Genomic DNA, 19,120 nt, shown 5'->3' with positions numbered 1-19,120 from the left:
TCCTGTCTTACTCGGCCGGGGTCGGCACGGGATCGGTGGTGTTGACCGGTCCGGGAATGAAGTTCTCGGGATAGGCCTCGACCGGGACCTTGACGATGTCGAGACCCATTTCCTGGATGTGATCCGGCACGCGCAGCAGGCCGAAGACCTTGAGGATGTAGGACGCCACGTAGCCCGGGATGAAGCCCAGAAGGCCCATCACGATGGCCCCGCCGACCTGGCCGAAGAAGTTCACCGGCGGTGCGCCCTCGATCACGTTGGGATAGCCCGAGGCAAAGATCCCGCAGGCCACGACGCCGATCAGGCCGCCGATGCCATGCACCGGAAAGGCGCCCACGGCATCGTCGATGCCGAACTTCTCCAGCTGCACGGCCACCATGGGCACGACAAAGCCGCCGAATGCGCCCAGCAGGAAGGCCAGCGGCGGGTAATAGACATCAAGGCCGGAGGCGGCGCAGAAGATGCCGATCAGCGCGCCGGACATCATCCAGAACGGATCGCGGGTCTTGACCCAGGCGCCGATGATGCCGCCGGCCATGCCCATCAGGGTGTTGAAGGCAAAGGCCGACAGGGTCGTCGGCTGGCCGTAGATGTTGATCCACTGCTCACCCGGCATGTAGATGATGCACCCGCCCAGGAAACCGAAGAAGCCCACGATGATCAGCATCAGGCCGGTGATGGTGAAGGGGATGTTGTGGGCCTTGATCGCGTTGGCCGTGCCATCGGCATTGAACTTGCCCACGCGCGGGCCGAGGTTGATCAGCACGCCAAGGGCAAAGAAACCGGCGACCATGTGCACGACACCGGCCGCGCCCACGTCGTGATAGCCCCATTTGACCGTCAGCCAGCCCGCCGGATGCCAGCCCCAGGCGCCGCCCAGGATCCACACGACCGAGCCCAGCAGGATGGCCAGGATCAGGAAGCCCGCGGTCTGGATGCGCTCGATCACCGCGCCCGAGAAGATCGAGGCGGTCGTCGCGGCAAAGAGCGTGAAGGCCGCCCAGAAGATGCCTGTGGCATTGTCGGTCAGGTTGGGGCCCATCGACAGGTCCCAGGGCAGGCCGGCCGCGCCGTCGGCAGCGGGGATGAAGCCGTTGTAGAAGGCCAGGTAGATGTACCAGCCGAAGAAATAGAAGGTCGGCACCATGAAGGCGAAGGCCAGGATGTTCTTGATGCCCGAGGCCAGCACGTTCTTCACGCGGCTGGCGCCCATCTCGTAGGCCAGAAAGCCTGCGTGGATGGCGATCATCAGGGCGGTACACCACCAGTAGAAGATTTCGGAGTTGATCGTGCCGGACATGCCCTGCGCGGCTTCGAGCGCGGCGATCTTCTCCGTCAACTCGGCGATTTGTTGTTCCATTGTCTCTATCCCAATCGTTTCCACGGGCGTTTCCGCAATGCGGCTCACCCCTTGCGCCAGAGTGAAGAATGTTTCCCCACAGACAAAATGGCGACTCGGAGCGCGGGGGGCTAATCCGGGGCTTTGCCCGAATGGCCACCCCCGGCCGCGGAAAGCGCCCATGGAATGGGCAAGCCGTAAACGGCAAATGCCACATTCGATGACAATTCCACTGTGACGAATAAAAATTTCCCCTCGGTAATATCTATCCGTGGACAGGACCTGATTCGTCGGCTCTGTCTGAAGGCAGATCCGGGCGGCGAAATCGGCCCGTGACGGAAAACCGACAGGGAAACGACTGGAAAAGGGAATGCCGCAGATGGATATCGAGGAATTCGTCGAGCAGGACGGCCGGGACGAGATGATCCGGCAGGTGCGCGCCAAGATCGACGCGCTGGGGATCGAATATCTCTACCTGCAATTCGTGTCCGTCACGGGCAAGGTCATGGGCAAGGGCATCCCGGCCGACCATTGGGAAAGCGTGGCCAAGAAGGGCTTTCAGCTGGTCTATGGCTCGACGATGAACCTGTTCACCAACCGGGCAGGCGACTACATGGGCTATGGCCCCGAGGCGGCCGAGCTGGTGGGCATCCCGGAACCGGACACCTTCATGCAGCTGCCCTGGGCGCCTGAGATCGGGCGGTTCTTCTGCACGCTCTTCCGCAACCGCGAGGAAAAGGTCGACCCGGGCGCCTACCTGACGGCCGATTGCCGGGGCAACCTGCGGCGGATGCACAAGGCTTTCACCGAGAAACACGGGCTGCAGCTGCGCATGGGCACCGAGCCCGAGATGATGTGGCTGAAATACGACGAGGACGGCAAGCCCGGGCCGGGCTATTCCAAGCCCTATTGCTATCACATCGACCAGTTTGAATCGCTGCGGCCCGTGTCGATGCAGGTGATCCGCTACGCCCGCAAGATGGGGCTCGACATGATCCAGGGCGACCACGAGGACGCGCCCGGCCAGCTGGAACTGAACTGGACCTTCGACGATGTGCTGCGCAACGCCGACCGCCTGACGACCTACCGCCAGCTCTGCGCCCAGGTGGCGCGTGAGCATGGCATCTTTGCCTGTTTCATGACCAAGCCCTTCATGGGCGTCTCGGCGAGCGGTTGTCACCACAACATGTCGCTCTGGACCGCCGGCGAGGACGTGCTGAAGAAGACGGGCAACGATCCCGACAACCTGCCGGGCATGGCGGGCAATTACATGTATGTCACGGGCGGAGATAACACCTTCATGCCCGACACCGATGACCCGCAGATGCCCGGGGCCACCGGGCTCAAGGCCATCGGCGGGGTGGTGGCGCATCTTCAGGCGCTGACGGCGATCGGGGCCTCGACGGTCAATTCCTACCGCCGGCTCTGGGACACCGGCTTCTGGGCGCCGGTGTTCAGCGACTGGGGCTTTCAGAACCGCACGACGGGCCTGCGCGTCTCGGCCCCGGGACGGTTCGAATACCGCAGCGTGGACAGCATGGTGAACCCCTATCTCATGGGCTCGACCCTGCTGGCGGCGATGGATGACGGGCTGGACAACAACCTCGATCCCGGCGCGCCCGAAGAGCGCAACATCTACGAGGCCATGGCCGAGGGCAAGAAGGTCAAGAAACTGCCGATGAGCCTCGGCGAGGCGCTGATCCATCTCGAAAACGACGAGGTCGTGCAGCGCGGCCTTCCGGGCGAGATGTTCCGGCTGTACCATGAATACAAGTCCGACGAATGGGCGCGGTTCATGTCGACCGTGACCGATTGGGACAAGGACACCTACATGGAGTGCCTGCCGTGATGATGGCCCTCGACGATGCGCCTTTCCTCGACGTGGCCAACCCGGCCTTCTCGCTGCGCTCCGAGCCGGTGCGCAAGGCGCGCGAGGCCAGCTGGTTTGCCCGGACGCCCTACGGGCTGGCGGTGTTGCGCCACAAGGAGATGGGCGAGCTGCTGACCCACAAGGCGCTGATCCAGGGCTCGCAGAACTGGCCCGAGCTGAACGGGGTGACCGAGGGCGTGTTCCACGATTGGTGGAACCGCTCGATCCTGGTGACCGAGGGCGAGGATCACTGGCGGCTGCGGCGGCTGGTGAACCCGGCGTTTTCGCCCAAGGTGGTCAAGGCTCTGATGCCCGACTTCGAGCGCATCGCCCATGATCTGGCCGACGGGTTCATCGCGCGGGGGGCGTGCGATTTCATGGCGGAATTCGCGGACCCTTACGCGGCGCGCGTGCTCTGCCTGCTGCTGGGCCTGCCCGAGGACCGCGCGCCCTTCATCCTGCGCACCTCGGCGACGATGGGGCTGGCCCTAGGGGTGACCTTTCCCCAGGTGGCCGACCAGGTCGAGGCGGCGACGATCGAGCTGGGCGACTACATTGGCGAGGTGCTGGCCGAGCGCCGCGACAACCCGGGCGACGATATCCTGTCGATCATGGTCCAGGCCACGGCCGATGGCGACCGGCTCACCCCGGAGGAGCTGCACAACCTGGCAATGATGCTGGCCTTTGCCGGCGTGGACACGACGCGCAACCAGCTGGGGCTTGGCATTTCCATGTTCATGGATCACCCCGACCAATGGGAGGCCCTGGCGGACGACCCGTCACTCGACATGGCGGCGGCGACCGAGGTCATGCGGATGCGACCGACGATCACCTGGGTCACGCGCGAGGCGGTGGAGACCTTCGAATACCGTGACGTGACAATCCCGAAAGGCACGGTGATCCATCTCTACTCGGAAAGCGCGGGCACCGATCCGGCAGTGATGGCCGGCGCGCCCTTTGACATCACCGAGAAGCGCGCGCGCAACTACGGGTTCGGCGGGGGCATCCACCATTGCCTGGGCAACCTGGTGGCGCGCAATGACATGGCCGTGGCCTATCGGGTCCTGTCGGCCCGCATGTCCCCGCCCCGCGCGGATGGCGTGGCCAGTTGGCTGGCGGACAGCGGCAACACTGGTCCGATCTCGCTGCCCATCCGGTTTGATCCGCGGTAGGGCGCGCCCTTTTCTGAAACGTCGCTGCGGCGTTGATGTCGGGTAGGGTACTTGGACCAAGAAGAAGCCAGGGCGACGGCGCTTACCCCCATCCGTTGCGTAGGGTGGCCCGGGCAAGGGCGCCGCGGCCCTGGCTTCTTCTTGGCAGAAATACCCTACGCCTCGTTCGCAACCCGCGCAGGTTTCGGAAGGCCGGGCGGGGCGGGGCCACGCGGGCCTTGTAGCTCAGGCCAGCCGGGCGGCGATCTTGTGGGCGGCCAGCGTGCCGATCATCATCGAAGGCGCGTTGGTGTTGCCCGAGGTGATGCGCGGCATGATCGAGGCATCCGCCACGGCCAGCCCTTCGGTGCCATGCACCGCCATTGTCAGCGGATCGACGACCGACATCTGATCGGTGCCCATGCGCGCCGTGCCGACCGGGTGATAGATGGAATCCGCCGTGGCCCGGACCAGCGCATCGAGATCGGCGTCGGTTTGAATGGCGGCCCCGGGGCGCAGCTCGGGCCCGGTGATCGCCGCCAGGGCAGGGGCCTTGCAGAGCTCACGCAACAGGGTCAGACCCCGGCGCAGCATGACCCGGTCGGCCGGGGCGGAGAGATAGGCCGGGTCGATCAGTGGCCTGGCCCGGGGATCGGCCGAGGCCAGCCGCAGGCTGCCCCGGCTCTCGGGCTGCAGCTGGGTCACGTCGATGGCGAAACCGTGGCCGCGGTCGTCGGCCGTGGCGCCATCGAAGGCCAGGGCATTGATGAAATGCAGCTGGGTGTCGGGCGCCGCGCTGGCCGGATCGAGCCTCAGGAAGGCCCCGGCCTCCAGCCCCTGTTGCCGGCCCGCCCCTTGCCCTGTGGCCAGGTAGCGCGCGCCGGTGGCCAGGTTGGCCGGGAACCGGGCATGGTCCCACAGCGACAGCGGCGCGGTCATGCGGTGCTTGACCTTGACCTCAAGGTGGTCGTGCAGGTTGGCCCCCACGCCCGGCAGGTCGGCATGCACCGGCAGGCCCAGGGCCCGCAGGTGATCGGCCGGGCCCAGCCCCGACAGCATCAGCAGCTGCGGCGTGCCGATCGCCCCGGCCGCCAGCACCACCTGGCCGGCCCGGATCTCTTCCTCGGCCAGGCGCACGCCTGTCACCCGCGCCCCGCCCAGCAGGCCCAGCACTTGGGCTCCGGTCCGGATGGTCAGGTTGGGCCGGCCCCGGGACCGGCCCAGGAACCCCGCCGCCGCCGAATGGCGCCGGCCGTCGCGCACGTTCAGCCGGTAGAGCCCGAAGCCCTCCTGCCGGCCGTCGATCACCGGATGCACGGCATGGCCCATCTCGCCCCCGGCCGCGACAAAGGCCGCATAGGCCGGGCCCGAGGCCGGCACCGCCGGTTGCATGATCGCCTCGACCTCGTCCAGCACCGGGGCCATTGCCGCCCAGTCCCAGCCCGCGCAGCCCCAGGCATCGTAATCCGACGGGTGACCCACCACCCAGACCATGGCATTGATCCCCGACGACCCGCCCAGCACGCGCCCGCGCGGCACGTAAAGCCGGCGCCCGTCCATATGCGCCTGGGGCACGGTGTCGTAATGCCAGTTCCAATAGGGCGCGGCGATGGCCTTGGCCACGCCGGCGGGCATCGTCAGCAGCGGATTGCGGCCCGCCGGGCCGGCCTCGAGCAGGAGAACCTCGCAGGCCGGATCGCGCGACAACCCCTCGGCCAGGGCACAGCCCGCGCTGCCGGCGCCCAGAACGATGACGTCGAAGCCCTTCACGCCAGCAATTCCCTTAGCGCCGCATCGACGAATGCCGTGTCGGGGGCAAAACGCCCGCCGCCGGCATAATGGCCCCAGATGCTGTCGATCACCCGCAGCTCGGCATTGGGCATCCGCGCCACCTCGGCCGCGTTGTCCTCGGGCGGGAAATAGAGATCGGTCCGCCCCGGCATGATGATCGACGGCGCCGTGATCGCCCCCAGCGCCGCATCGCGATCGCCGTTGTAGAGCGGGTTGGCCGAGATGTCACAGGCCTGCCAGGTCGCGATCAGCGACAGCATGTCATTGGCATCGCGCGGGAAATAGGCCCCGTCCCAGGCCCGCTTGAGGTAATCTTCAAGCGACGAGAACCCCAGCTCGCGCCAGCATTCGCGGCGATACCATTCCTGGCTCAGCGCCCAGCCCGCCCAGGCCCGGCCCTGGGCCGTGAACCCGCGCCAGGGCTGTTCCTTGTAATATCCCCCCCGAAAGGCCGCATCGGCGGTCAGCGCGTGTTTCATGCCTTCGAGGAACACATGGGTATGGGGCGCGGTGATCGCCTGGCCGCAGAAACAGGACATCGCCCGCACCCGGTCGGGAAAGAGCGCCGCCCAGTGATAGCTCTGCTGGCCGCCCATCGACCAGCCGCAGACCAGCCGGATTTCCTCGATCCCCCAGAGCTCGCGCAGCATGCGCTCTTGGAGCATGACGTTGTCGTAATGGGTGACCATCGGGAAATCCGGGCCCCAGAGCGGCGGATGGGTGTTGGACGGCGAAGAGGACAGCCCGTTGCCCAGGGTGTTGGGCACGATGATGAAATAACGCTCGGGATCCAGCGCCATGCCCGGCCCGATCAGCGGCGGCTGGTCGTCATGGGTGCCGGCATAGCGCGTGGGATAGACGATGACATTGTCGCGCGCCGCGTTCAGCGTGCCATGGGTGACATAGGCCAGGGTGGCATCGGGCAGGGTCAGGCCCGATTGCAGCACGACAGGCCCGGCATTCCAGGTGTGATAGGCGCTCATGTCGGTTGCTCCGTTGATGCCGGCCGCGCGGGGGCCGAAGGGATGCCCGCCGCCCGGCACCAATTGTCGAACAGCCGCCGGACATTGGCCGCGAAGATCTCGGCATGGGCGCCGACCTGGGCCTCGAACACCGCCGCCCCGCCGGGTCCGAAGGCCCGGTCGAGCAGCGCCGCGGCCGAGGGTAGCTGGGCCCAGTGGGTGATCGTGCCGGGCAGCACCTCGGGATGGGATTGCACCGAAAAGGCCCGGGCCCCGACGCGCATGCCCTGCACCGGGCAGGCCTCTGACCGGGCCGTCAGCCGGGCGCCCGGGGGCAGGTCGGTGACCTGCACGCCATGCCACTGGGCCACGGGGAAGGGCGCGGCCATGCCATCGAAAAGCTCCGCATCGGGCAGGGGCATCACCTCGCAGACGCCGGTTTCGGCCCCGCCATAGTCACATCGCCCGCCAAGCGCGTCAGCCAGCAGCTGGTGGCCCAGGCAGATGCCGAAATAGGGCAGGCCCCGGTCGAGAACCGCCTCGCGGATAAAGACCTTTTCGGCCACCAGCCAGGGAAAGCGGTCTTCCTCGAACACATCCTGCGCTCCGCCCATGACCCACAGCGCATCCACCCCGTCGAGCGGGGGCAGCGCCGCGCCCGCGTCCAGCTGGATCGTCGTGATGTGATGGCCGGCCGCCTCGATCAGCGGGGTGAAGGCCGCCGGATGGGTGCCGGGATCGTGCTGCAGCACGAGAAAATGCATGGGCGGTTCTCCATCGCTTGCGGTGGCTGCCCGATCCTTGGGCAAAGCCGCCTGTCGGCCCCAGAAATCCCACCAACGGCCCGTGACGTCCAGAAAAAGAAGTTGCTTCCTGGGAAAGTCATATCACCATGAGGAAAAAATACGCAGCAAGGCAACGGTAAAGTCGCGACGACAGGACGGGGAAACCAGGAATGCGGATTTGTGTGATCGGAGCGGGCCCGTCGGGGCTGGCGCAACTCAGGGCGTTTCAGTCCGCGCGGGAAAAGGGCGAGGAAATCCCGGAAATCGTCTGTTACGAAAAGCAGGCCGATTGGGGCGGATTGTGGCGTTACGATTGGCGCACCGGCGTCGATGAATATTCCAATCCCGTCCATGGCTCGATGTACCGCTATCTGTGGTCGAATGGGCCGAAGGAAGGTCTCGAATTCGCCGATTATTCCTTTGACGAGCATTTCGGAAAGCCGATTGCATCCTACCCGCCGCGGGCCGTGTTGTTCGATTACATCGAAGGCCGGGTGAAACGGGCCGGCGTGCGCGACTGGATCCGCTTTTCGACCGTCGTGCGCGACGTGACCTATGACGGCAAGATGTTCACCGTCACCGCGCGCAACGGCCAGACCGACACCGAAACGCGCGAGACCTTCGACCATGTCATCGTCGCCTCGGGCCATTTCTCCTTCCCCAACGTGCCCTATTACCCGGGGTTCGAAGGCTTCAACGGCCGCATCCTGCATGCCCATGACTTCCGCGACGCGCGCGAGTTCGAGGGCAAGGACATCCTGATCCTGGGCACGTCCTACTCGGCCGAGGACATCGGCTCGCAATGCTGGAAATACGGGGCCAAATCGATCACCGTGGCGCATCGCACCGCGCCGATGGGCTATGACTGGCCCGACAACTGGGCCGAGGTGCCGGCGCTGGAGCGGGTCGAGGGCAAGATCGTCTTCTTCAAGGACGGCACGTCCAGGACGGTCGACGCGATCATCCTGTGCACCGGCTACAAGCACCATTTCCCGTTCCTGGGCGATGACCTGCGGCTCAAGACGGCCAACCGGCTGGCGGCGTCGGATCTTTACAAGGGCGTGGTCTATACCGGCAATCCGGCGCTTTTCTACCTGGGCATGCAGGACCAGTGGTTCACCTTCAACATGTTCGATGCCCAGGCCTGGTGGGTGCGCGACGTCATCATGGGCCGCATCGCCCTGCCGGATGCCGCCGCCATGGAAGCCGACTGGAAGAAGCGGCAAGCGGACGAGGATGCCGTGCTCGACGATCACGGGGCCATCGTCTACCAGGGCGATTACGTGAAGGAGCTGATCGCCGAGACCGATTACCCGTCCTTCGATGTCGAGGGCGCCAACCAGGCGTTCTTTGAATGGAAGACGCACAAGAAGAAGGGGATCATGTCGTTCCGCGACCATGGCTATGTCTCGCCGATGACCGGGACGATGGCGCCGCCGCACCATACGCGCTGGAAGGATGCGCTGGACGACAGCCTGGAAAGTTATCTGCAGACCGCGGCGGACGCGGCGGAATAATGGGCCTGCTGGAACGGCCGGGCGAAAGGTCGGGCGTTGTGCATCCCGGCCTGCCCTACCTGCCGCCCGGGACCGAACGCCACCTTGTCCCCGGTGGCGGGTCCCGGGCGGTCCAGGTTTCGGCCGGCGACGAGATCATCGTGATCGACCGCGAAGGCGGGCAGGCGGGCGAGCTGCTGGCCTTTGGCCGCGACGGCCGGGCCGATGCCGGGCTGCTTGGCGCGCGCGGGGCGGTCCCGGCCGATGGCCTGCGCGCGGCGTTGCTGGCGAGCCGGTCCGGGCGGGCGGTGGCCGGGGTGCTGAAAGAGGCGGGCTGTGATCTGGACGAGGCGCGGGCCATTGCGCTTCACGGACCGGAGAGCCGCCCCGGCGACAGCATCAGCTTCACCGCCCAGGGCGATGCGCTGATCGTGCTGGCCGCGCCCGGCGGGCCGATGCAGCCCCAGGCCCAGGATACGCCGACCGAGCTGCTTCTCTACATCCGCCGGCCCGCCCCGGCCGCGCGCCCGGTCTTCCACGCGCCCGATCCGCTGGGCGCACCGCTGACCGACCAGGTGATCCGCCCCGGCCAGGCCCATGTCTACGAGGTGCCCGCCGGCGCCTATATCCAGATCCTCGACGTGCAGGGCCGGGAATGTTCCGATTTCCAGGCCTTTTCCAGGCGTTCCATCGACCGGGGCCAGCCGCGCGAGATCGACCCGACGGCCACGCGCACCATGACCGGCTCGGTCTACCCGATGCCCGGGCTGCATGCGAAATACTGGAACACCGATCTCGAACCGCTGGTCGAGATCGTCCAGGACACCTGCGGCCGCCACGACACCTTCGGCCTGGCCTGCACCGCGCGCTACTACGAAGACGCGGGCTATCCCGGCCATGTCAATTGCACCGACAACATCAACGCCGGGCTCGACCCCTATGGCGTGGCCCCGCGCGGCGGCTGGCCGGCGATCAACTTCTTCTTCAACACCCAGCTCGACGCCACCCATGCCATCGAGACCCAGGAACCCTGGTCGCGCCCGGGCGATTACGTGCTGCTCAAGGCTCTGACCGACCTGGTCTGCGTCTCGACGGCCTGTCCCGACGATATCGACGCGGCCAATGGCTGGACCCCGACCGAGATCCAGCTGCGCACCTACATGACGCCCGAGCCCGTGCCGCGGTCGATCGGCTGGCGCAAGACCCCGGAGGACGATGTGCAGCAGACGAAGGAAACCGGCTTTCACGCGGCATTCGCGCGCCACACCCGCGATTTCACAGAATATGCCGGCTATTGGATGCCAAACAGCTTTCCCGGTGTCGGCACGCTGGGCGAATACTGGGCCTGCCGCGACAAGGCGGCGATCATGGACCTGTCGGCCCTGCGCAAATACGAGGTCACCGGCCCCGATGCCGAGGCCCTGATGCAGCTTTGCGCGACCCGGAACGTGGCGAAACTGGCCGTGGGGCAGGTGGTCTATACCGCGATCTGCGCCGATCACGGGGGCATGATCGACGATGGCACGATCTTCCGGCTGGGCGCGCAGAACTTCCGCTGGGTCGGGGGCACCGACGACAGCGGGCTGTGGCTGCGCGAGATGGCCGAAAAGCACGGGCTGAACGCCCAGGTGCGCAATTCGACCGACCAGCTGTGCAATGTCGCCGTGCAGGGCCGGCTGTCGCGCGCGATCCTGTCCGACATCTTCTGGACCCCGCCGGCCCAGCCGACGGTCGCGGAACTGGGTTGGTTCCGCTTCACCATCGCCCGGCTGGGCGGCTATGACGGCACGCCGGTGGTGATCAGCCGCACGGGCTACACCGGCGAGCTGGGCTACGAGGTCTTCTGCCATCCCGGCGACGCCACGACGGTCTTTGACGCGATCTGGGAGAAGGGCCACCCGCAGGGCCTGCAGCCGCTGGGCCTGGCCGCGCTGGACATCCTGCGCATCGAAAGCGGGCTGGCCTTTGCCGGCCATGAATTCGACGACCAGACCGATCCCTTCGAGGCCGGCATCGGCTTTACCGTGCCGCTGAAGAACGACGTGCAATTCATCGGCCGTCCGGCGCTGGAAGGGCGCAAGGCCGCGCCGCAAAAGAAGCTGGTCGGGCTGGAGCTGGAGGGCAGCGAAGTGCCCGCCCATGGCGATTGCCTGCGGCTGGGCCGGGTGCAGGTGGGGGTGATCACCTCTGCCACGCGCTCGCCGATCCTGGGCCGGACGATTGCCCTGGCCCGGGTCTTTGCCGACCATGCCGCGCCGGGCACGGCGCTTGAGGTCGGCCAGCTGGACGGCCACCAGAAACGGCTCAAGGCCGTGGTCGTGCCGTTCCCCCATTTCGACCCGACCAAGGCGCGGGCCAAGGGGGATTATGACTGAACTGGAAACCCGGGTGCGCGCGCTGTCGTGCTGGACCGATCCCACCGATATCGCGCCGCTGACCGGCGGGATCACCAACCTCAATGCCACCGTCGTGGACGGCGGGCGCAAATACGTCGTGCGCCTGGGCCGGGACATTCCCGAACACGGCATCCTGCGCTGGAACGAGATCGCCGTGGCCCGGGCGGCGGCGGCGGCCGGGGTGTCGCCCGGTGTGGTCCATGCTGAGCCGGGCGCCGTGGTCTTCGATTTCGTCGACGGCGAGGCCCTGACCGAAGAGGCCCTGCACGACCCGGCGACCCTGGCCATGGCCACCGACCTGGTCGCCCGGGTGCATCGCGATGTCACTCCGCGCCTGCGCGGACCGGTGCTGACCTTCTGGGTCTTCCATGTCTGCCGCGACTATGCCGCCTTTCTGCGCGAAAACGGCTCGCCCCACGGCCCGGCGCTGGACCGGCTGATGGCCGAGGCCGCGCGGCTGGAAGAGGCGGTCGGGCCGGTGCGCCCGGTGCTGGGCCACAACGACCTGCTGCCGGCCAATTTCATCCGCGACGGCCAGGCCATGTGGCTGGTCGACTGGGAATACGGCGGGTTCAATTCGGCGCTCTTCGACCTGGGCGGGCTGGCCTCCAACGCCGGGCTGCCGCCCGAGGCCGAGGACGAGATGCTGGCGCGGTACCTGGGCCACCGGCCCGACAGGCCCTTCCGCCACAGCTATGGCGCCATGCGCTGCGCATCGCTCCTGCGCGAGACAATGTGGTCGATGGTGTCCGAGATCACCTCGGAGCTCGATTTCGATTACGCGGCCTACACGGCCGGGAACCTGGCCCGCTTCGATGCCGCGCTGGCCGCCTGGAAAGACATGTCATGACCGATCTTCCCGCAACCGCCCAGGCCGTGATCATCGGCGGCGGCATCATCGGCTGTTCGACGGCCTATCACCTGGCCCGGCTGGGCGTCGACGTGGTGCTGATCGAACGCCACAGGCTGACCTCGGGCTCGACCTTCCATGCCGCCGGGCTGGTCGGCCAGCTGCGGTCCTCGGCCAATATCACCGAACTGCTGGGCTATTCCGTCGACCTTTACGACCGGCTGGAAGCCGAGACCGGCCAGGCCACGGGATGGAAGCGCAACGGCGGGCTGCGCCTGGCCTGCAATGCCGAACGCTGGACCGAGGTCCGGCGCCAGGCCACGACGGCCCGCAGCTTCGGGCTGGACATGCAGCTGCTGACCCCGGCCGAGGCCCGCGATCTCTGGCCCCTGATGGATGTGTCGGACGTGGTCGGCGCGGCCTACTTGCCGACCGACGGCCAGGCCAACCCGTCGGACATCACCCAGTCGCTGGCCCGGGGCGCGCGGATGAAGGGCGCGGTCATCGCCGAGCAGACCGAGGCCACCGGCCTGCGCATCGAAGGCGGCGTCATCCGGGGCGTCGAGACCGCGCGGGGCTACATCGAGACGCCCAAGGTCGTGGTCTGCTGCGGCCAATGGACCCGAAGCTTTGCCGCGCGCTACGGCGTGAACGTGCCGCTGGTGTCGATGGAGCACCAATACCTGGTGACCGAGCCCATCGCCGGGGTCACCCCCGATCTGCCCACCCTGCGCGACCCCGACCGGCTGACCTATTGGAAGGAAGAGGTCGGCGGGCTGGTCATGGGCGGCTATGAACCCAACCCCAAGCCCTGGGCCGTGAACGGCATTCCCGAGGGCTTTCATTTCTCGCTGCTCGACACCGATATCGACCATTTCGAACAGATCATGGAACAGGCCCTGGGCCGGGTGCCCGCGCTGGAAACGGCGGGCATCAAGACCATGGTCAACGGCCCGGAAAGCTTTACGCCCGATGGCAATTTCATCCTGGGCGAGGCGCCGGAACAGCGCGGGTTCTTTGTCGGCGCCGGGTTCAACGCCTTTGGCATCGCCTCGGGCGGCGGGGCGGGGATGGCGCTGGCCGAATGGGTGGCCAAGGGCGCGCCGCCCTTTGACCTCTGGCCCGTCGACATCCGCCGGTTCGGCCGGCCCCACCGCGACACGGCCTGGGTCCGCGCCCGCACGGCCGAGGCCTATGCCAAGCATTACACCATGGCCTGGCCCGCCGAGGAACATGCCTCGGGCCGGCCCAACCGGCGCTCGCCGCTCTATGCGCAGATCGCCGCGCGCGGGGCGGTCTTTGGCGAGAAGATGGGCTGGGAACGGCCAAACTGGTTTGCCCGGCCCGGCGAGGCGGCCCGGGATGTCTATACCTATGGCCGGCCCAACTGGTTCGGGGCCGTGGCCCGCGAACACCGGGCCTGCCGCGAGGCGGCGGCGCTCTTCGACCAGAGCTCCTTTGCCAAGTTCCTGCTCACCGGTGCCGATGCCGAGGCCGCGCTGAGCTGGATCGCCGCCGGCGACGTGGCCGGGCCGGTCGGCGGGCTGACCTATACCCAGATGCTCAACGACCGGGGCGGGATCGAGGCCGACGTGACCTGTGCGCGGCTGTCGGAGACCGCGTTTTACATCACCACGGGCACCGGCTTTGCCACCCGCGATTTCGACTGGATCGCGCGCAACATCCTGCCCGAGCACAGGGCCGAGCTGGTCGACGTGACCTCGGCCCACGCGGTGCTGTCGCTGATGGGCCCGCGCGCCCGCGACATCCTGTCGGCCGTCACCGCCGACGACGTGTCGAACGCGGGTTTTCCTTTTGGCACCGCCCGGACGATCTTTGTCGCCGGCGCCCCGGTGCTGGCCCTGCGCCTGTCCTATGCCGGCGAGCTGGGCTGGGAGCTGCACATCCCGTCGGAATATGCCATCGCCGTGCATGACGCCCTGCAGGCCGCCGGCGCGCCCCATGGCCTGGCCGATGCCGGCTATCGGGCCATCGAGACGCTGCGCCTGGAAAAGGGCTATCGCGCCTGGGCCGGCGAGATCGGGCCCGACACCACGCCGATCGAGGCCGGGCTGGGCTGGGCCTGCCGCAAGACCACGCCCTTCAAGGGCAAGGCCGCGCTGGATGCCCTGCGCGGCCGGCCGCCGGCCAAGCGCCTGGCCACCTTCACCGCCGGGCCCGATACCGTGCTGCTGGGCCGCGAGACGATCTATCGCGACGGCGAGCGGGTGGGCTACCTGGCTTCGGGCGGGTTCGGCCACACGATCGGCCGGGCCATCGGCATGGGCTACCTGCGCCACCCGCCGGGCGTCACGACCGACTGGATTTTGACCGGCCGCTACGAGCTGGACGTCGCCGGAACCCGCATCCCGGCCGAGGTCACGCTCAAGCCCCTTTACGACCCCGACAATCTTGGGCTCAAGTCCTGAGACGCCACAACAGGAGACACCCATGTCCGGCCCGATGACTTTCGACACCCTCCGATCCAAGGTGGAGGCGGGCGAGATCGACACCGTCCTGGCCTGCATCGTCGACATGCAGGGCCGCCTGATGGGCAAGCGGTTCACGGGCGCGCATTTCATTGCCAGCGCCTGGCAAGAGACCCATTGCTGCAACTATCTCATTGCCACCGATCTCGAGATGGCCACGCCCGAAGGGTATGCCACGACGTCCTGGTCGCGGGGCTATGGCGATTACGTCATGAAGCCCGATCTCGACACGATCCGCCCGCTGCCCTGGCTGGATGGCACGGCCATGGTGATCTGCGACCTGCTCGACCACCACACCCACGAGGAAATCCCGCAATCGCCCCGGTCGATCCTCAAGGCCCAGGTGGCCCGGGCCGAGGCCCTGGGCTTTGCCCCGGTCTGCGCGACCGAGCTGGAGTTCTTCCTGTTCGAGGGCACGCTGAAGGAAAACGCCGCGCGGGGGTATGCCGGGCTGGTGCCGATCAGCGATTACAACGAGGATTACCACATCTTCCAGACCTCGAAGGAAGAAGGCGTGATGCGCCCGGTGCGCAACCACCTGGTCGCCGCGGGCATTCCGGTCGAGAATTCCAAGGGCGAGGCCGAGGCCGGGCAGGAAGAGCTGAACATCCGCTACGATGCCGCGCTGAAGACCGCCGAATACCACACGATCGCCAAGCATGCGGTCAAGGAAATCGCCTGGGGCCAGGGCGTGTCGGCGACCTTCCTGCCGAAATGGGCGGCCGACAGGGTCGGGTCGTCCAGCCATGTGCACCAGTCGCTGTGGTCGGGCGGGCAGAACGTCTTTCACGATCCCGACGACCCGCTGGGCATGTCGGCCACGATGACGGCCTACATGGCCGGCCAGCTGAAATATGCCGCCGAGCTGACGGTGTTCCTGGCGCCCTATGTCAACAGCTACAAGCGGTTCGCCAAGGGCACCTTTGCGCCGACCAAGATCGCCTGGTCGGTCGACAACCGCACCGCCGGGTTCCGGCTCTGCGGCGATGGCACCAAGGCCGTGCGCGTGGAATGCCGGATCGGCGGGTCGGACCTGAACCCCTACCTGGCCCTGGCCGGGCTCCTGGCCGCCGGGCTGGCCGGGATCGAGGAAGGCCTGCTGCTGGATCCGCCGGTCACCGGCGATGTCTATGCCTCGGCCGATCTGCCGGATATCCCGACCACCCTGCGCGATGCGACCGAGGCGCTGCGCGGCTCGGCCATGCTGCGCGCGGCGCTGGGCGATGCGGTCGTCGATCACTACGTGCGCGCGGCCGAATGGGAACAGGAAGAATTCGACCGGGCGGTGACGGATTGGGAACTCAAGCGGGGCTTTGAACGGGCATGACCTTCGATTGCATCTCACCCATCGACGGGACGCTTCTGGCCTCGCGGCCCTACCTGGCGCTCGATGCCGCCCGCGAGGCCGCCCGGCAGGGGGCGGACGAGCAGCGCGCCTGGGCCGCGCGGCCGCTGGCCGAGCGCATCGCCCTGGTGATGAAGGGCGTCGAGGCCATCGGCGCGATGAACGACGACATCGTGCCGGAACTCGCCCGCCAGATGGGCCGTCCGGTGCGTTACGGTGGCGAATTCGGCGGCTTCCGCGAGCGGGCGGCCTACATGGCCGAGATCGCCGAAACCGCCCTGGCGCCCATCGCCATCGAGGACAGCCCGGCCTTTCGCCGCTACATCACCCGCGAGCCGCACGGGCTGGTCCTGGTCATCGCGCCCTGGAACTATCCCTACATGACGGCGATCAACGCCGTGGCCCCGGCCCTGATCGCGGGCAATGCCGTGGTGCTCAAACATGCCGCCCAGACCCTGCTGGTCGGTGAACGGCTGGCCCGGGCCTTCCACGGCGCGGGCATCCCCCCGGGCGTCTTCCAGGCCCTGGCCATGGATCATCCCACCGTCGAGACCCTGATCGCCGAGAAACGCTTCGGCTTTGTCAATTTCACCGGCTCGGTCGGGGGCGGCCGGGCCATCGAACGGGCGGCCGCCGGCACCTTCACGGGCGTCGGGCTGGAACTGGGCGGCAAGGATCCGGGCTATGTCATGGAAGATGCCGATCTCGATGCCGCCGTCGACACGCTGATCGACGGGGCGATGTTCAACTCGGGCCAGTGCTGCTGCGGGATCGAACGGATCTATGTCGCCGCGCCGCTCTTCGACAGTTTCGTCGAAAAGGCCCGGGCCATCGTCGAAGGCTACGTGCTGGGCGATCCGCTCGACCCGGCCACGACGCTGGGCCCGATGGCCCATGTGCGCTTTGCCGACACCGTGCGCGCCCAGCTGGCCGATGCCATCGACCGGGGCGCCACGCCGCTGATCGACCCGGGCCGCTTTCCGGCCGCCGGCGGGGCCTATGTCGCGCCGCAGATCCTGGTCGACGTGACCCATGACATGGCCGTCATGCGCGAGGAAACCTTCGGCCCGGTGGTCGGCATCATGCCGGTGTCCGGCGACGTCGAGGCCATCGCCCTGATGAACGACAGCGATTACGGCCTGACCGCCTCGCTGTGGACCGCCGACATGGCCCGCGCCGAGGCCATCGGCCGCCAGCTCGAAACCGGCACGGTCTTTCTGAACCGGGCCGATTACCTCGACCCGGCGCTCTGCTGGACGGGCTGCAAGCAGACCGGCAAGGGCGGATCGCTCTCCGTCCTGGGCTACCAGGCCCTCACACGACCGAAATCCTACCACCTGAGGACATTGAAATGACGCTCACGGCCAACTGGTCCTATCCGACCACCATCCGCTTCGGTGCGGGCCGCATCCAGGAACTGGGCGCGGCCTGCGCGGCCGCCGGCATGACCAGGCCGCTGCTGATCACCGACCGGGGCCTGGCCGCGCTGCCGGTCACCGAAACCGCCCTGGCGGTGATGCAGGCCGCGGGGCTCGGCCGGGCGCTCTTTGCCGAGGTCGATCCAAACCCGACCGAAGCCAACCTGGCCGCGGGCATCGCGGCCTACACCGCCGGGGGCCATGACGGGGTGATCGCCTTTGGCGGCGGCTCGGGGCTGGACCTGGCCAAGACCGTGGCCTTCATGTGCGGCCAGGACCGGCCGGTCTGGGATTACGAGGATATCGGCGATTGGTGGACCCGGGCCGATGCCTCGGCCATCGCCCCGATCATCGCCGTGCCGACCACGGCGGGCACCGGGTCGGAAGTGGGCCGGGCAACGGTGCTGACCAATTCCGAAACCCACATGAAGAAGATCATCTTCCACCCCAAGATGCTGCCCGCCCAGGTCATCTGCGACCCCGAGCTGACCGTCGGCATGCCCCCGGCCATCACCGCCGGCACCGGGATGGATGCCTTTGCCCATTGCCTCGAAGCCTATTGCTCGCCGCATTACCACCCGATGAGCCAGGGCATCGCGCTGGAAGGCATGCGGCTGGTCAAGGAATACCTGCCGCGGGCCTTTGCCGATGGCACCGACATCGAGGCCCGGGCCCAGATGATGGCCGCCGCGGCGATGGGCGCCACGGCCTTTCAGAAGGGGCTGGGCGCGATCCATGCCATTTCGCACCCGGTCGGCGCGATCTACAACACCCATCACGGCACGACGAATGCGGCGGTCATGACCCAGGTGCTGGCCTTCAACCGGCCCGAGATCGAAACGCGCATCGCCGCGGCGGCGGCCTACCTGGGCATCGACGGCGGGTTCGACGGGTTCGTGGCCTATGTCACCGGGCTGATCGCCGGTCTGGGCATCCCGTCCTCGCTGAGCGGGCTGGGCATCTCCGATCCCGACATCGACGAGCTGACCCGCCTGGCGCTGACCGATCCGTCCTGCGGCGGCAATCCGGTGGCCCTGACCGAGGCCAATCTCAAGCCGCTCATCGCCGCCTGTTTCGAGGGCTGACGGGCTTGGGTGCGGGAGGCCCCGCCGGCCCCGGCCTTGCCCCGCGCCCCGCGTGGGGGCAGGGCGCCCGGCCAATGGCCCCGCGCCGTCCCACATCAGGCCAGGGCGCCCGGTCGGCCCCCCCGCACCGTCCCGCGCCGGGA

13 protein-coding genes are annotated in these 19,120 nt (G+C 67.6%); 9 read left to right on the top strand and 4 right to left on the bottom strand.

Features of this window, described 5'->3' with window-relative positions; translation table 11 throughout:
* Positions 1-7: 7 nt before the first annotated feature.
* On the bottom strand, positions 8-1,360 hold the full coding sequence (locus tag ACK3BB_RS16345) for an ammonium transporter (protein ID WP_428925701.1): 1,353 nt from the start codon (positions 1,358-1,360) through the stop codon (positions 8-10).
* Between the two features lie 349 nt (positions 1,361-1,709).
* On the opposite strand from ACK3BB_RS16345, the gene ACK3BB_RS16340 reads away from it, so the two are divergent.
* Both ACK3BB_RS16340 and ACK3BB_RS16335 read left to right on the top strand, forming a co-directional pair.
* Positions 1,710-3,188 (top strand): glutamine synthetase family protein, encoded by a 1,479-nt coding sequence (locus tag ACK3BB_RS16340; protein ID WP_428925700.1) that lies wholly within the window; start codon positions 1,710-1,712, stop codon positions 3,186-3,188.
* Positions 3,188-4,381 carry a cytochrome P450 gene (locus tag ACK3BB_RS16335; RefSeq protein WP_428925699.1) on the top strand — a complete coding sequence of 398 codons (1,194 nt, stop codon included), beginning with the start codon at positions 3,188-3,190 and terminating at the stop codon, positions 4,379-4,381. The genes ACK3BB_RS16340 and ACK3BB_RS16335 overlap by 1 nt, the downstream gene beginning before the upstream one ends.
* Before the next feature lie 225 nt (positions 4,382-4,606).
* Here ACK3BB_RS16335 and ACK3BB_RS16330 read toward each other — a convergent pair whose 3' ends face one another.
* The 3 genes from ACK3BB_RS16330 to ACK3BB_RS16320 are packed head-to-tail and all read right to left on the bottom strand — an operon-like array spanning position 4,607 to position 7,877.
* The gene (locus tag ACK3BB_RS16330) at positions 4,607-6,130 is read right to left on the bottom strand and encodes a GMC family oxidoreductase (RefSeq protein ID WP_428925698.1); all 1,524 of its coding nucleotides are present in this window, start codon (positions 6,128-6,130) and stop codon (positions 4,607-4,609) included.
* Positions 6,127-7,134 carry an alpha/beta fold hydrolase gene (locus ACK3BB_RS16325; protein WP_428925697.1) on the bottom strand — a complete coding sequence of 336 codons (1,008 nt, stop codon included), beginning with the start codon at positions 7,132-7,134 and terminating at the stop codon, positions 6,127-6,129. Before ACK3BB_RS16325 ends, ACK3BB_RS16330 begins: the two co-directional genes overlap by 4 nt.
* Positions 7,131-7,877, bottom strand: coding sequence for a type 1 glutamine amidotransferase (locus ACK3BB_RS16320; RefSeq protein WP_428925696.1), 747 nt, complete (start codon positions 7,875-7,877; stop codon positions 7,131-7,133). The genes ACK3BB_RS16325 and ACK3BB_RS16320 overlap by 4 nt, the downstream gene beginning before the upstream one ends.
* Positions 7,878-8,068: 191 nt before the next feature.
* Between ACK3BB_RS16320 and ACK3BB_RS16315 the strand changes: the two genes are divergently transcribed.
* Genes ACK3BB_RS16315 through ACK3BB_RS16285 form a run of 7 tightly spaced genes read left to right on the top strand, consistent with a single transcriptional unit; the run spans position 8,069 to position 18,977 of the window.
* Positions 8,069-9,415, top strand: a complete 1,347-nt coding sequence (locus ACK3BB_RS16315; RefSeq protein ID WP_428925695.1) for an NAD(P)-binding domain-containing protein — start codon at positions 8,069-8,071, stop codon at positions 9,413-9,415.
* Positions 9,415-11,769, top strand: coding sequence for a DUF1989 domain-containing protein (locus ACK3BB_RS16310; protein WP_428925694.1), 2,355 nt, complete (start codon positions 9,415-9,417; stop codon positions 11,767-11,769). The genes ACK3BB_RS16315 and ACK3BB_RS16310 overlap by 1 nt, the downstream gene beginning before the upstream one ends.
* Entirely contained in the window at positions 11,762-12,640 is an 879-nt protein-coding gene (locus tag ACK3BB_RS16305; RefSeq protein WP_428925693.1) for a choline/ethanolamine kinase family protein, read from the top strand. The genes ACK3BB_RS16310 and ACK3BB_RS16305 overlap by 8 nt, the downstream gene beginning before the upstream one ends.
* Positions 12,637-15,069 carry a GcvT family protein gene (locus ACK3BB_RS16300; protein WP_428925692.1) on the top strand — a complete coding sequence of 811 codons (2,433 nt, stop codon included), beginning with the start codon at positions 12,637-12,639 and terminating at the stop codon, positions 15,067-15,069. The genes ACK3BB_RS16305 and ACK3BB_RS16300 overlap by 4 nt, the downstream gene beginning before the upstream one ends.
* Positions 15,070-15,091: 22 nt before the next feature.
* On the top strand, positions 15,092-16,456 hold the full coding sequence (locus tag ACK3BB_RS16295) for a glutamine synthetase family protein (RefSeq protein WP_428925691.1): 1,365 nt from the start codon (positions 15,092-15,094) through the stop codon (positions 16,454-16,456).
* Positions 16,453-17,829, top strand: coding sequence for an aldehyde dehydrogenase family protein (locus tag ACK3BB_RS16290; protein WP_428925690.1), 1,377 nt, complete (start codon positions 16,453-16,455; stop codon positions 17,827-17,829). The genes ACK3BB_RS16295 and ACK3BB_RS16290 overlap by 4 nt, the downstream gene beginning before the upstream one ends.
* Positions 17,826-18,977, top strand: coding sequence for an iron-containing alcohol dehydrogenase (locus ACK3BB_RS16285; protein WP_428925689.1), 1,152 nt, complete (start codon positions 17,826-17,828; stop codon positions 18,975-18,977). Before ACK3BB_RS16290 ends, ACK3BB_RS16285 begins: the two co-directional genes overlap by 4 nt.
* The last annotated feature ends 143 nt before the right edge of the window (positions 18,978-19,120 follow it).

The sequence above is a fragment of the Marinibacterium sp. SX1 genome (genome assembly GCF_050389775.1).
Lineage (GTDB): Bacteria > Pseudomonadota > Alphaproteobacteria > Rhodobacterales > Rhodobacteraceae > Marinibacterium.
Note: the sequence above shows the minus strand (reverse complement) of the source record. Positions and strands in the feature narration are given on the sequence as shown.

Coding starts and splice junctions, on each gene's coding strand:
- ACK3BB_RS16345 (WP_428925701.1), bottom strand. CDS start 1,360: ATGGAACAACAAATCGCCGAGTTGACGGAGAAGATCGCCGCGCTCGAA.
- ACK3BB_RS16340 (WP_428925700.1), top strand. CDS start 1,710: ATGCCGCAGATGGATATCGAGGAATTCGTCGAGCAGGACGGCCGGGAC.
- ACK3BB_RS16335 (WP_428925699.1), top strand. CDS start 3,188: ATGATGGCCCTCGACGATGCGCCTTTCCTCGACGTGGCCAACCCGGCC.
- ACK3BB_RS16325 (WP_428925697.1), bottom strand. CDS start 7,134: ATGAGCGCCTATCACACCTGGAATGCCGGGCCTGTCGTGCTGCAATCG.
- ACK3BB_RS16320 (WP_428925696.1), bottom strand. CDS start 7,877: ATGCATTTTCTCGTGCTGCAGCACGATCCCGGCACCCATCCGGCGGCC.
- ACK3BB_RS16315 (WP_428925695.1), top strand. CDS start 8,069: ATGCGGATTTGTGTGATCGGAGCGGGCCCGTCGGGGCTGGCGCAACTC.
- ACK3BB_RS16310 (WP_428925694.1), top strand. CDS start 9,415: ATGGGCCTGCTGGAACGGCCGGGCGAAAGGTCGGGCGTTGTGCATCCC.
- ACK3BB_RS16305 (WP_428925693.1), top strand. CDS start 11,762: ATGACTGAACTGGAAACCCGGGTGCGCGCGCTGTCGTGCTGGACCGAT.
- ACK3BB_RS16300 (WP_428925692.1), top strand. CDS start 12,637: ATGACCGATCTTCCCGCAACCGCCCAGGCCGTGATCATCGGCGGCGGC.
- ACK3BB_RS16295 (WP_428925691.1), top strand. CDS start 15,092: ATGTCCGGCCCGATGACTTTCGACACCCTCCGATCCAAGGTGGAGGCG.
- ACK3BB_RS16290 (WP_428925690.1), top strand. CDS start 16,453: ATGACCTTCGATTGCATCTCACCCATCGACGGGACGCTTCTGGCCTCG.
- ACK3BB_RS16285 (WP_428925689.1), top strand. CDS start 17,826: ATGACGCTCACGGCCAACTGGTCCTATCCGACCACCATCCGCTTCGGT.